This is a genomic window from Flagellimonas myxillae, assembly GCF_023502235.1.
Classification (GTDB): Bacteria; Bacteroidota; Bacteroidia; order Flavobacteriales; family Flavobacteriaceae; genus Flagellimonas; species Flagellimonas myxillae.
The window spans coordinates 407,234-421,170 of record NZ_JAMFLY010000003.1; the positions used below are offsets into that span (position 1 = coordinate 407,234).

Below are 13,937 nucleotides of genomic sequence, written 5' to 3' on the forward strand. Positions count from 1 at the left end.
TTGGAATGCTATGAAACTACACCTAATTTTACTGGGATTGTTCTTGTTCTACGGCTGTAGCTCAGCCGAACAAACAACTCCTGAAGATGCTAATCAACCACCCCAGAACAATAACCCACGATGGAGCATCCCTGTGGCGGCGGTTTTGGATGGTGGGCCTGGAAAAGATGGGATTCCGGCTTTGGAAAACCCCAATTTCATTAGGGCCGACGAGACTACGGTACTCCAGAACAGCGATTTGGTCTTGGCATTTAAGAATGGGGACGAGGTTAGGGCTTATCCGCACATCATCTTGGATTGGCATGAGATCATCAATGATAATATTGGGGATGTTTCCATGGCCATTACTTTTTGTCCCCTTACCGGAACAGGAATAGGATGGGGAAGGATTCTGAATGACACCGAAACCACTTTTGGGGTTTCTGGACTTCTGTACAACACCAATCTTATTCCGTATGATCGTTTGACCGACAGTAATTGGTCACAAATTTTGAACGAATCCGTGAATGGAGATTTAATCGGAAGTAAACCGGAACTGTATCAATTATTGGAGACGAATTGGGGTATCTTGAAGCAGATGTTCCCGGAGGTTGAGGTGGTAAGTACCAATACAGGTTTTTCAAGGACATATGGGGTTTCACCGTATGGGAATTACAATACTGACCACGATTTTTTTCTCTTTCCGGTGGACAAAGACCCCAGATTACCTTCTAAGGAAAAGGTGCTGGCCATTTTAGATGGAAATCGGGCAAAAGCCTATCAATTTTCCGATTTTGAGACCGACAATGTTTTCAGGGACACCTACGGTGGGAATGAGTTATTGCTCGTTGGGAATCAAGATTTTATTACGGTGTTTGCACTGGAAAGCGATATGGTCAACTTGGAGTTTGAATATGCGTTCAATGCAGAAAATGGAGCCGTTGTTCTTACGGATAATGAGGGCAACGAATGGAATGTGTTTGGGGAAGCGGTATCCGGCCCAAGGGAAGGAGCGCAATTGGAACAAGTGGAAGCCATGATGGCGCAATGGTTTTCCATCCCTGCCTTTTATCAGACGCAATTGTATAGCGAATAAAAAAAGCCCCGAAATTCGGGGCTTTTTTTAGGATATACTCTTATATCTTACATCATTCCTGGCATTCCACCGCCACCTCCCATAGGAGGCATTGCAGGAGCGTCTTCTTTGATGTCTGTCAAGGAACATTCAGTGGTCAAGATCATCCCAGAAACCGAAGCCGCATTTTCCAATGCAATACGGGTTACTTTTTTCGGGTCGATAATACCAGCTTTCATCATCTCAACATATTGGTCAGATTTGGCATCGTATCCGAAATCTGCCTTACCATCCATTACTTTGGCAACCACTACGGAACCTTCACCACCGGCATTTTCAACTATAGTACGCAAAGGAGATTCAATAGCGCGGGCCACAATCTGTAATCCAGTTTCCTCATCGGCATTTACAGAATCCACTTTAGCAAGTACTGACTTGGCTCTTACCAAAGCAACACCTCCACCGGCAACAATACCTTCTTCCACAGCAGCTCGGGTAGCGTGAAGTGCATCATCCACACGATCTTTCTTTTCTTTCATTTCAACTTCAGAAGCAGCACCTACATAAAGTACAGCAACACCGCCAGCCAATTTGGCCAATCGCTCTTGTAGTTTTTCCTTATCGTAATCCGAGGTAGTGGTCTCGATTTGGGATTTGATTTGGTTAACACGGGTCTTGATATTTTCAGGATCACCAGAACCATTTACAATAGTAGTGTTGTCCTTGTCAATTGTGATTCGCTCACAAGATCCCAACATGTCCAAAGAAGCGTTTTCCAAGGAGAATCCTCTTTCTTCGGAAATAACGGTACCGCTGGTCAAAATAGCAATGTCTTCCAACATGGCTTTTCTTCGGTCTCCAAATCCTGGGGCTTTTACCGCAGCGATTTTTAGGGAACCTCTCAATTTGTTCACAACCAAAGTGGCCAAGGCCTCACCATCAACATCTTCTGCGATGATCAATAGGGGCTTTCCGGATTGGGCAACGGGTTCCAATACGGGAAGAAGATCTTTCATGGAAGAGATTTTCTTGTCGAACAACAAGATATACGGGTTCTCCAAATCTGCGATCATCTTTTCAGAATCGGTAACGAAGTAAGGGGATAGGTATCCGCGATCAAACTGCATTCCTTCCACTACGTCCACATAAGTGTCGGTACCTTTGGCTTCTTCCACAGTGATCACACCTTCCTTACCAACTTTTTCGAAAGCTTGGGCGATCAAGTCACCGATAGCTCCATCATTGTTGGCGGAAATCGCGGCAACCTGCTTAATTTTTTCTGAAGAGTCCCCTACTTTTTTGGATTGCTTGGAAAGGTCTTCCACAATAGCTTCAACAGCTTTGTCAATACCTCTTTTTAGATCCATTGGGTTGGCACCCGCGGCTACGTTCTTAAGGCCTTCCTTAACGATGGCTTGAGCTAGAACAGTAGCGGTTGTTGTACCATCACCGGCAAGGTCGTTGGTTTTGGAAGCAACTTCCTTTACCATTTGGGCCCCCATGTTCTCTAGGGCATCTTCCAACTCTATTTCCTTGGCTACGGTAACACCATCCTTGGTTACTTGAGGAGCGCCAAAGGATTTGTTGATGATTACGTTTCTACCCTTGGGTCCCAAGGTTACTTTTACTGCATTGGCCAAGGCATCCACACCTTTTTTTAGGCCGTCGCGAGCGTCTATATCAAACTTAATATCTTTTGCCATTTTTTATTTGGTTTGTCATTCCTGTCCAAGCAGGAATCTTTTAATTATACTTTTATTTTTATTGGATTCCCGTATTCGCGGGAATGACATGTGGTTGGTTATACGATTGCAAGGATGTCACTTTCGCGCATCATCAGGTAATCAGCACCACCCAATTTCAATTCGGTACCTGCGTATTTTCCGTAAAGAACGGTGTCGCCAACCTTAACGGTCATTGCTTCATCTTTGGTTCCTGGACCTACAGCAACTACTTTTCCTTTTTGAGGTTTTTCTTTGGCGGTGTCCGGGATAATGATTCCCGAGGCGGTTGTGGTTTCAGCTTCAACGGGTTCTATCAGAACTCGGTCCGCTAATGGTTGGATGTTAACTTTAGCCATATTATTAATCTTTAGGTATTTATTTTAAAAATTCTCGAAAGCTTGGACAGAAATTATGCCATTTTCGTGAAAACTGACATATAGGAAAACAAAAATGCCAGCTTGTCATTTTCAAGCTGGCATAATGTTATTTGTACTGTCATCAAGACTAGTTGGAAGTATCCTCAGGATTTGTGTCATCCGTAGCCGGCACCTGCTCAGGAACCGTCTCAGGAACGGTTTCTGGAACCGTGGTCTCAATATCATCGCCCTGAAGCAATTTGGAATCGGCCTGGCTATAATTTCCTTTAAGGGAAACGTTGGAAACCAGGATTAGAACAATCAATAATCCCGCAAGGGTCCAGGTGCTTTTATCCAAAAAGTCACCCGTTTTTTTAACCCCACCAACAACTTGGTTTCCACTACCTCCAAATGAAGAAGAAAGACCTCCTCCTTTAGGATTCTGTACCATGATCACCAATACCAACAAAAGGCACACAACGATGATCAAAATCAAAAATATAGTAAACGTACTCATGGTGTTATCTTAATCTTTATCTTTCTGCAGCTTCTTCACCGCCCGAATTTGGTCTGCAAAGAAACCACTTTTTTCCGGATATTTCAAACTCAATATTTTATAGGCCTGGATGGCCTTTTTGTACTTTTTTTGCTCGAGATAAACCTTGGCCAAAGTAGCGGTCATAAGTTCATTTTTGTCCATTTTTACAGACTCCTTGATATTGACCGTGGTCTTGGAATCTTTCTGCGGGACAATCTTGGGATTCTTCTCAATGAATTTATCGAGTAAATCGAACTTTTGTCTTTTGTCAAGGGACTTGGAAGCAGGGTCCAGTTCTTCTCCAGCATCCGGTTTGGATGTGAGCTGCAACCACTCCGTAAAGGAATGCCGCTCCTTTTTGGTGAAAGGCAAGGGTTTCCCCAACTCCAAATCTGTCTGTGGAGGGGTCGTCTCTTCCTTTGTTTCCTGAGGTTCTGGCTTTTCTTGTTTGGATTTGAACAAGGCCGGATTCAAAATTTGTTCGGCATCCTCAATGTTCTGCGGTAAGGCCTCTTTCGATTCGCCGAGTAGGGGTTCTGTTTCCGGATTGGGTTCAATCTCTTCCGTAACGGCTGTTTTATCCTCCAGTTTGGGAGCCCTTCCTGCGATGGAATCGGCAATGTTGTTTTGAACAAATTCCTGGGAGGTGACAAAATCAAAAAGAACGTCCCGGTCGGCTGTATGGGCAGCTGTGATTTTTAGGGCATTATTGTATTTGTAGCTATCCAGATTTTTTAGCCCCTTGAGATGCAGGGCCCTTGCGGCCTGAAAATAGGGATATTCCTCAATAATGCCCTCCAGTTCCCTAGTCTGTTTGGGAGACAGGATGGTATCTGACTTTTGAAGAATTTCTATAAAATCCGCTACGTTCATTTATTTACCAATTACCTAATGAAGCATTAAAAATGTCCTGGGTGATGCGTTCAAAGATTTCTTCATGTGCCGTGGCCTGTATCGACGGTAATGAAGCTGCTGCATCAAAATCATAAAAGAAGGAAAAGCGACGTTCAAAGTCGGCATCGTCCTTGGTATTGTTAAAGAACCTGACATTGACACTCATGGTAAGCCGGTTTTGCGCAGTAAGTTGATCCGCCGTTGCCGTCATTGGGGTTACCTTGTATTCCACAATTTCACCTTCGTACAGCAAATCCCCATTACTTCCCGTTAAGGAAAGACTCGTTAAGTTGTTTATCATTTCTTGGAGTGCATTGGTAAAGGCCCTATCCAATCCAGGTTCTATGGTAGAACCTGGTCTTTGGTCTGCATAATTCTGGAAGAAGTTGACCTGAAAACTTTCGGCAGTGCCAATATCCGCGCCTGAAAAATTATAAACCCCACAACCTTGTAAACTGAATACTATTGCAAAAAGCCCGAACCTAATCTTTTTTATAACCATTGATTTTCTTGTCCAATAATCCAACATTCTAATTTGACGATTTTGCAAAATTACAGATCGTACTGCTTTATTTTTCGATACAAAGTTCGTTCCGAAATCCCCAATTCTGAGGCCGCGGCCTTCCTTTTTCCGCGGTTTCGTTCCAAGGACTTTTTAATCAACTCTATTTCCTTTTCCTGTAAAGATAGGGTTTCTTCCTCTTCAATTTCCTCCGCAAAATGATAGCGGTCTTCCTGGGGTTGGGCTATCGGGGCAGCGGGCTCCACCACCGGTTCGGGCAAGTGCAAAACTTCGGTTACATTGCTTTCTTGATGCGGAATTTCCTCCTCTTTGTTCCCATAGATTTTCCGGATCAGGGTTTCGTTCTCTTCCTGGACCTTTTCCGTGTCGTTGTTTTTGAGCAATTCCAAGGTCAGTTTTTTCAGGTCGTTCAGATCGCCCTTCATATCAAAAAGGACCTTATAAAGAATTTCCCTCTCGTTGCTAAAGTCACTTTCCTTTTTGCGTTGCTCTACCACGGCCGGAAGGTTGGTATTGCTGGAATTGGGAAGGTAACTGTGCAGCGTGGCCGCAGTAATGGTCCTGTTTTCCTCTAACACGGATACTTGCTCGGCAATGTTTCGCAATTGCCTAATGTTCCCGGGCCATCTGTATTTTAGCAATAATTGAACGGCCTGTTCCTCTAACCGTATGGTCGGCATTTTATACTTCTGACCAAAATCCGAGGCAAATTTTCTAAACAGGAGGTGAATGTCGTCCTGGCGCTCCCGTAATGGGGGAATGTTTATTTCCACCGTGCTCAATCGGTAATACAGATCTTCCCGGAACTTTTCCTTTTTAATAGCCTCAAACATATTGATGTTGGTCGCAGCTACGATTCGTACATCCGTTTTCTGGACTTGGGATGACCCCACTTTTAGAAATTCCCCATTTTCCAATACCCGGAGCAGTCGCACTTGGGTGGTTAATGGAAGTTCCCCTACTTCATCCAAAAAAATGGTACCTCCATCGGCGACCTCGAAGTAACCGCTTCGGGTCTGGGTAGCACCGGTAAAGGCACCTTTTTCGTGACCAAAAAGTTCACTGTCGATGGTTCCTTCGGGAATGGCGCCGCAGTTCACGGCTATATATTTGGCGTGCTTGCGATGGGATAGGGAATGAATGATTTTGGGAATGGCCTCTTTACCGACACCACTTTCCCCGGTCACTAAAACCGAAATGTCCGTTGGCGACACTTGGATGGCCTTTTCCAATGCCCTATTGAGCTTTACATCGTTGCCAATGAGCTCAAATCGCTGTTTTATGGATTGTACTGATTCCATGCTTGGTCATTCCTGCGTATGCAGGAATCTTTTTTATTGTTAGGGTTGGATTCCGCATCAAGTGCGGAATGACATCAACCATTAATTGTTTATACTCAGTCCAACTGCTTGCCCGATTAAGGTCGCAGAGGTGCATTCGTTGATTTTTACATTGACAAAATCCCCGATTGTGTAGTTTTCCTTCGGAAAAACAACAACCGTATTTTGGGAGTTTCGGCCCATCCAATGGGCTTCCGATTTTTTTGAGGTTCCTTCGATCAAAACCTCTTCCACTTTGCCCACATGCTGTTGGGTTCTGAACAGACCATGTTGTTGCTGTAGGGCGATAATTTCCCGAAGCCTACGCTTTTTGGTTTCCTCTGGGACATCATCTTCCATTTTTCGTTCCGCTAGGGTCCCAGGCCGTTCGGAATAGGCAAACATGAACCCAAAATCGTATTTAACGTACTCCATTAGGCTCAGAGTATCCTGGTGGTCTTCCTCTGTTTCGGTAGGAAAACCGGCAATCATATCCTGGCTTATGGCGCAATCGGGAATGATGGCCCTAATGTTGTCGATCAATTCAAAATATTCCTCGCGGGTATGAAGACGGTTCATGGCCTTTAAAACCCGGTCACTACCGCTCTGCACCGGCAAATGGATGTATTTACAGATGTTCCGGTACTTGGCCATGGTCTCGATCACGTCCAAGGTCATATCCTGGGGATTGGAAGTGGAGAATCTGATTCTCATTTTGGGTTGGGCCTCGGCCGCCATCTCCAAGAGCTTGGCAAAATTCACAGAAGTGGCTTTTTGCATATCCGTGGCTTTTTCAAAGTCTTTCTTCAATCCGCCCCCGTACCACAGATAGCTGTCTACATTCTGTCCCAACAGGGTGATTTCTTTAAACCCTTTTTCCCAAAGATCATTTACCTCTTCCAAAATGGACTGCGGGTTTCTGCTGCGCTCCCTACCACGTGTAAATGGAACCACGCAAAAAGTGCACATGTTATCACATCCACGGGTTATGGAAACAAATGCCGTTACCCCATTGGAATTTAAGCGAACAGGTGCAACATCACCATAGGTTTCATCTTTGGAGAGAATCACGTTCACGGCATTTCTACCTTCATCAATTTCTTGGATAAGATTGGGCAGGTCCTTGTAGGCATCCGGACCAACCACCATGTCCACAATTTTTTCTTCCTCCAGGAATTTGCTTTTGAGGCGTTCCGCCATACAACCTAGAACACCAACCTTCATTCCGGGGTTGGTTTTTTTAACGGCATTGAATTTTTCAAGGCGCTTGCGCACGGTTTGTTCGGCCTTCTCCCGAATGGAACAGGTGTTGACCAAAACCAAATCGGCCTCGGCCATATCTTGGGTGGTATTAAATCCTTCCTTTGCCAAAATGGAAGCAACAATCTCGCTGTCCGAAAAATTCATTTGGCAGCCATAGCTTTCTATGTAGAGCTTCCTGGTATTTTTGGTATCGTTCTCCAAGGCTAGGGAGTTGCCCTGTTGACTTTCGTCTATTACTTTCTCTATTTCTTCGTTCCTGATCATTTCGTTGTAATGGGGGGCAAAGATAATGCATATTCCAAAAAAGTGACAATTTGGCAGTTGTATTTAATAGGATATTAAGGAATATTTCCAATATTGGGCTACATTAAAACCATTCTTGACAAATACCACCATGAATTTTTCCACCACCACACAACGGATTGCAGAGAGTGACCCCATCGATTTTGGTCAAATATTTAACAGCACCATAGAGCTTTTCAAGAAAGTCTGGGTACAGGGATTTATTACCATTTTGTTGACATTCATAACCATTTTGCCCTTTTATATTATCATGTACCTACCCATGATTTGGCTTGGGATATGGGACCCAAGCTCTTTTGATACTGGTGAATTGCCACCGGTGGTCCTGTTGCTCATGTTTATTACCATGCCCATTGCGTTTTTGGGCATTGCCACGGTTGGACTTTGTTTGAACGCAGCCTTTCTCAGGATTTGTTGGTTAAAGGACATGGACCAGTCGGCAAAGGAGGATTATTTTTATTATCTAAAAGGGGAATATTTCCGTAAGGCATTTATGCTTGCCTTGATCATGTTTGGGCTTTCCGTCCTTGGAACCCTGCTCTGTTTTATTGGGGTGATTTACCTGTTGGTTCCCTTGTCATTATTTCCTGCGTTTTTGGCTTTTAACAAAGACCTCTCGGCCATGGAGATGACCAAGGCAAGCTTTGCCCTGGGCAACAAAAATTGGTTGGTCATATTCGGTTTGGTTTTGGTGACCGCATTGGTGGCCCAATTGGGTGTGGTGCTATGTGTGGTGGGGGTACTTTTTACTGCGATGTTTGGGAAGATACCCGCGTATTTCATTTATAAAGAAATAGTTGGACTTCCCATCGACACATAATTTTTTTTCAGTTTAAGGCGCAACTTTGTGGAAGCCATTTTATCTAATGAATGATATTCCATCAAAAAACTTAAACAAAAATGAAAAAGAAAATTCTACTGATTTTATTCATAACAGGCTTGGCATTTATGTCATGCGAGACCAATGATGATAGCGATTATGCTGAATATTTGGTTGCTAGGCCCCTTGTGATAAGCAAGGCGGACTTGACTGTTGTCGATATCATTGCCCCAACACCGATCAACGAATCGGGAAAAGTTTACACCTACGGTAGCTACATTTTTATCAACGATAAATACCAGGGTGTCCACGTGGTTGATAATTCCAATCCACTGCAACCCCGAAAAATTGCCTTTATCAAGATTCCAGGGAATGTGGACATTTCCGTAAAGGACAATTTCTTATACGCTGATAGTTTAACGGACCTTGTGGTCCTGGACATATCGGACATCAATAGCATTGAACTTGTGAAGCGGTTGGAGAATGTGCTGCACAATAATGTGTTTTGGCCTTTTGAAGCCGATATTATTGAAGATGGGGAATACGACTTCGAAACCGAGATTTTGATTGGGTGGGAAACCGTAACCGAAAGACGACTTATTGCCGAAGTTGAGGAACAAAGAAACAACGGTGGGTTCTTTATTGATGATCTGGCATTGGCCGAAACTGCCGACGGAGGTAATGTGGGCCAAGGAGGTTCGTTGGCAAGATTCAAGATTGTGGAGGATTATCTGTATGCCGTGGATAGTCATAATATTAATGTATTCAATATTTCAGACCTGGATAATCCAGTGGATTTGGAAGATGTGTACGCTGGTTTCGATATAGAAACCATTTTTAATCGTGGCAACCATTTGTTCCTAGGAAGTATGCGGGGCATGTATATTTACGATATCACCTCTCCCGCAACCCCGACCTTTGTATCCGAGTTTCAGCATGGTACCGCCTGCGACCCAGTTGTGGTGGATGGGGATTATGCCTATGTGACCCTGCGGGGTGGAAATGGATGTGGTGCGTTGGAAAGTGGTCTTTTTATTGTGGATATATCCGATATAGAAAATCCTGAACTGGCCATAGACTATCCCATGGACGAGCCCTACGGTCTAGGCATCAAGGATGAAAAGCTATTTGTGTGCGATGGAAGCTCTGGTCTTAAAGTGTACGATAAGACGGATGTAATGGAGTTGGAGCAATTAAATCACTTTAAAGATATTGTTACATTTGATGTGATCCCGTTGGATAGCCATTTGATCATGGTTGGCGACGAAGTGCTGTATCAATATGAATATTTGGGAGACGACATAAAGCTTATGAGCCAGATAGACCTCAAGTAGGCGAACACAATAACCCCATTAAATATCCCGTTTTTAGCGGGATATTTTTTTGCCCTGAATTTTATTAAAAATCCAAAATCGAAAAATTCATATACTTTTGTTACCTCTAAACCCCGTTGCATGCCAAAGAATTTAGTAATTGTTGAGTCACCTGCAAAGGCAAAGACCATTGAACGTTTTTTAGGAAAGGACTTTCAGGTGGAATCCAGTTTTGGTCACATAGTGGACCTGCCATCTAAGGAACTTGGTGTTGACGTAGAGAATGGTTTTAAGCCAAAATATACTGTTGACAAGGAAAAGAAAACCTTGGTGAAAAAACTGAAGGATTTGGCCCAAAAAGCTGAGACCATTTGGTTGGCAAGTGATGAAGACCGCGAGGGAGAGGCCATATCTTGGCATCTGGCGGAAGCTTTAAAATTGGATAAGAGCAGAACCAAACGCATTGTGTTTAACTCCATTACCAAATCGGCTATCCAAAAGGCCATTGAAAACCCAAGGGAGATCAATTACAATTTGGTGAATGCCCAACAGGCCCGAAGGGTTTTGGACCGATTGGTGGGTTACGAACTTTCACCGGTATTATGGAAAAAGATAAAACCGGGATTGTCTGCAGGTAGGGTGCAATCGGTCGCTGTGCGATTGATCGTTGAGCGTGAGCGTGAAATAGAAGGGTTTACCCCCGAGGCTTCCTACAAGATCAGGGCAGAATTCAAAACCTCCAACGGAAATGTATTTGCTGCCAAACTAGGGAAGACCTTCCCGACCAAGGAGGCCGCTGAAGCTTTCCTAAAACAAAATATGGGTGCTGATTTTTCCGTGGCAAGTTTGGATAAGAAGCCTGCCAAGAAATCCCCGGCACCACCTTTTACCACATCAACATTACAACAAGAGGCATCACGTAAACTTTATTTTTCGGTGAGCCGCACCATGCAGGTGGCGCAACGTTTGTACGAAGCAGGGCTGATTACCTATATGAGAACGGACAGTGTGAATCTTTCGAACGAAGCCCTGAACGCAGCTAAAGATGCTATCGTTGAAAACTACGGGGAGTCCTATAGCAAGGTTAGGAATTATACGGGCAAATCCAAAGGGGCACAAGAAGCCCACGAGGCCATTCGCCCGACCGATATGAAAAGACAGTCCCCTTCCTTGGAAAGGGACCAGGCCAAATTATACGAATTGATTTGGAAACGGACCTTGGCCTCGCAAATGAGCGACGCCGAATTGGAACGTACCAATGTTCGGATCAAGACCAACACCCACAACGAGGAATTCTCCGCCAATGGGGAGGTGGTTAAGTTCGATGGGTTCCTAAAGGTATATCTTGAAGGAATTGATGAGGAGGACAAGGTGGAGGAGCAGGAAGGAATGCTACCGGCAATGCGTGTGGGTGAGGCGCTACAGAACAATTACATTACCGCAACACAACGCTTTACGCGTCCACCTTATAGATATACTGAAGCTTCCCTCGTGAAAAAGTTGGAGGAGTTGGGAATTGGAAGACCATCAACCTACGCCCCCACCATTTCCACTATCCAAAACAGGGGTTATGTGGAAAAAGGCACTGTGGAAGGAACAGAGAGAAAGTACACGCAACTGGTTTTGGAAGCTGGGGCACTGGCCGAAAAAACCTTGTCCGAAATGATAGGCTCGGATAAGGGCAAATTGGTCCCCACGGATATTGGGATGATCGTAAACGATTTCTTGGTGAGTCATTTTACCACCATTTTGGATTACAATTTTACCGCCAAGGTTGAAGAGAACTTTGATGAGATCGCAGATGGGGAAGAGGATTGGCAAAAAATGATGCAGGAGTTCTATAAGGATTTCCATCCCAAAGTACTTCATGTGGAGGAGAATGCCGAGCGTGCCAGCGGGGAAAGGGTTTTGGGAACAGACCCCAAATCCGGAAGACAGGTAGCGGCAAGATTGGGCCGTTTTGGACCCATGGTGCAGATAGGTACAGTGGACGAAGAGGAAAAACCGCTTTTTGCGAGTTTGTTGCCCGAACAGTCCATTTCCACAATTTCTTTTGAGGAAGCAATGGACCTTTTTGAGCTGCCAAGAAAGTTGGGCGAGTATGAAGGTGAGGAAGTGGAATCGAATGTGGGCAGGTTTGGACCTTATGTCCGTTTTGGAAAAAAATTCATTTCGCTGGATAAAGGGGAAAGCGCCTTTGATGTGGATATGGATCGCGCCATAGAATTGATCAAGGCCAAGCAAAAAGCAGATGCCCCTATTGCGCATTACGAGAATTTGGAAGTCACCAAAGGTGTTGGGCGGTTTGGTCCCTTCATCAAATGGAATGGAATGTTCATCAATGTGAACAAGAAATACGATTTTGACAATTTGTCCCAATCCGATATTGTAGAACTCATTGAGGCCAAAAAAATAAAGGAGGCCGAGAAGTTGGTCCAGGAATGGCCAGAGGCAAAAATTAGGATTGAAAAAGCCCGTTGGGGACGACATAATATTATAAAAGGTAGAATCAAGGTGGAACTGTCGAAGGACGTGGATGCCACCAAGATTTCTTTGGAAGAGGCTCAGGCCCTCATCGAAAAAAAGACACCAAAAAAGAAAACAAAGGCGAAAGCAAAGAAATAAATGGCATTCGATTTTTTAGTTCCGGTTAGTGATAAGGTACTTGCCTATTCAGAACTACTCCCGCCCCAGGCTCTAGGAAAGAACATTCATAAACATACTGAGAAAAAAGGGCTACCGGTTTTTGCCAACGCCACCGTGGCAATTTTTGCGGTCAACGAATCCAGAAACGCATTTGAGAAAAAACCAGAACGATTGGATGTGGATGAAATCCGCATACAGTTGTACAGGCTTATGACGGGGAATTGGAATTCCACCATTTTGGATATCGGTGATATTGAGGAAGGCGATACGGTTGAGGATACTTACTTTGTGGTGAAGGAAGTTGTTGCCGGTCTTTTGGAGGAAAATATAATACCTATTATAATAGGTGCCACCCAGGACATTACTTTTCCGACCTATAGGGCCTTTGACAAGATAAAGGATATGGTCAATCTGGTATCTATTGATAGCAGGTTCGATTTTGGGGAGGATGAAGAACTCATTTCCTCACATTCCTATATGACCCGGATTATTACGGACAAACCCAATAACCTTTTCAACTTTTCCAATATTGGGTACCAAAGTTATTTCAATGCCCAAGAGGAAATTGATTTGATGGAACGGCTTTTCTTTGATGCCTACCGGCTGGGAGATATTGCGGCCAACATTTCTTTGGCGGAACCTATCTTAAGAAGTTCCCATATAGTAAGCTTGGACCTAAGGGCCATCCGCGCCAGCGAAATGGGATTGTACAAAAACTTTTCGCCCAACGGATTTACCGGGCGTGAAATCTGTGCCATTGCCCGCTATGCCGGAATAAGCGACAAGGTTTCCCTCTTTGGAATTTACGAGGGAGAGAATTCCATGCAGGCCTTTCAAATGATTGCCCAGATTATCTGGTACTTTATTGAAGGCATCAGTTTTAGGATAACCGAATTCCCGAGCTCCAAAAGTGAGGACTTTACCAAGTTCACTGTACCTACCGATACCGAAGAGCTTATTTTCTACAAAAGCCATGTGACCGAACGTTGGTGGGTGGAGGTTCCATCAATTTTGCCCGAACATACTAAAACAAATTCGGCGGCGTTATTACCATGCACCGAAGAGGACTATTTGGATGCTTGCAACCAAATCATTCCCGAAAGGTGGTTCAAAGCCTACAGAAAGGGCTTTAACTGAACAAATTAAATTTTGAGCATTAACTGTTTTTACACAATAATTTATTC

General features: G+C 44.2%; 12 protein-coding genes. 5 read left to right on the forward strand and 7 right to left on the reverse strand.

Annotation, left to right across the window (positions count from 1 at the left end; translation table 11 throughout):
- Positions 1–10 precede the first annotated feature (10 nt).
- A complete protein-coding gene (locus M3P07_RS14520) occupies positions 11–1,075 on the forward strand; it encodes a DUF3179 domain-containing protein (RefSeq protein ID WP_249970655.1) in 1,065 nt (354 codons plus the stop codon).
- A 47-nt stretch (positions 1,076–1,122) separates the two neighbouring features.
- Here M3P07_RS14520 and groL read toward each other — a convergent pair whose 3' ends face one another.
- From groL to miaB, 7 genes are all read right to left on the reverse strand, one after another.
- Positions 1,123–2,757, reverse strand: coding sequence for a chaperonin GroEL (gene groL / locus M3P07_RS14525; protein WP_249970656.1), 1,635 nt, complete (start codon positions 2,755–2,757; stop codon positions 1,123–1,125).
- A 98-nt stretch (positions 2,758–2,855) separates the two neighbouring features.
- A complete protein-coding gene (locus M3P07_RS14530) occupies positions 2,856–3,134 on the reverse strand; it encodes a co-chaperone GroES (RefSeq protein ID WP_249970657.1) in 279 nt (92 codons plus the stop codon).
- Between the two features lie 148 nt (positions 3,135–3,282).
- Positions 3,283–3,651 carry a preprotein translocase subunit SecG gene (secG, locus tag M3P07_RS14535; protein ID WP_249970658.1) on the reverse strand — a complete coding sequence of 123 codons (369 nt, stop codon included), beginning with the start codon at positions 3,649–3,651 and terminating at the stop codon, positions 3,283–3,285.
- Positions 3,652–3,660: 9 nt separating this feature from the next.
- A complete protein-coding gene (locus M3P07_RS14540) occupies positions 3,661–4,545 on the reverse strand; it encodes a hypothetical protein (RefSeq protein WP_249970659.1) in 885 nt (294 codons plus the stop codon).
- Positions 4,546–4,549: 4 nt separating this feature from the next.
- A complete protein-coding gene (locus M3P07_RS14545; RefSeq protein ID WP_249970660.1) occupies positions 4,550–5,068 on the reverse strand; it encodes an LptE family protein in 519 nt (172 codons plus the stop codon).
- Between the two features lie 50 nt (positions 5,069–5,118).
- Positions 5,119–6,390 (reverse strand): sigma-54 interaction domain-containing protein, encoded by a 1,272-nt coding sequence (locus M3P07_RS14550; protein WP_249970661.1) that lies wholly within the window; start codon positions 6,388–6,390, stop codon positions 5,119–5,121.
- Between the two features lie 81 nt (positions 6,391–6,471).
- Positions 6,472–7,935, reverse strand: a complete 1,464-nt coding sequence (miaB, locus tag M3P07_RS14555; protein WP_249970662.1) for a tRNA (N6-isopentenyl adenosine(37)-C2)-methylthiotransferase MiaB — start codon at positions 7,933–7,935, stop codon at positions 6,472–6,474.
- Positions 7,936–8,065: 130 nt separating this feature from the next.
- Here miaB and M3P07_RS14560 point away from each other — a divergent pair, with 130 nt between their 5' ends.
- The 4 genes from M3P07_RS14560 (at position 8,066) to M3P07_RS14575 (ending at position 13,890) form a co-directional block, all read left to right on the forward strand.
- Positions 8,066–8,794, forward strand: coding sequence for a hypothetical protein (locus M3P07_RS14560; RefSeq protein WP_249970663.1), 729 nt, complete (start codon positions 8,066–8,068; stop codon positions 8,792–8,794).
- A gap of 80 nt (positions 8,795–8,874) precedes the next feature.
- Positions 8,875–10,128 carry an LVIVD repeat-containing protein gene (locus tag M3P07_RS14565; protein ID WP_249970664.1) on the forward strand — a complete coding sequence of 418 codons (1,254 nt, stop codon included), beginning with the start codon at positions 8,875–8,877 and terminating at the stop codon, positions 10,126–10,128.
- A gap of 120 nt (positions 10,129–10,248) precedes the next feature.
- Positions 10,249–12,732, forward strand: coding sequence for a type I DNA topoisomerase (topA, locus tag M3P07_RS14570; protein ID WP_249970665.1), 2,484 nt, complete (start codon positions 10,249–10,251; stop codon positions 12,730–12,732).
- Positions 12,733–13,890, forward strand: coding sequence for a formimidoylglutamase (locus M3P07_RS14575; RefSeq protein WP_249970666.1), 1,158 nt, complete (start codon positions 12,733–12,735; stop codon positions 13,888–13,890).
- Positions 13,891–13,937 lie beyond the last annotated feature (47 nt).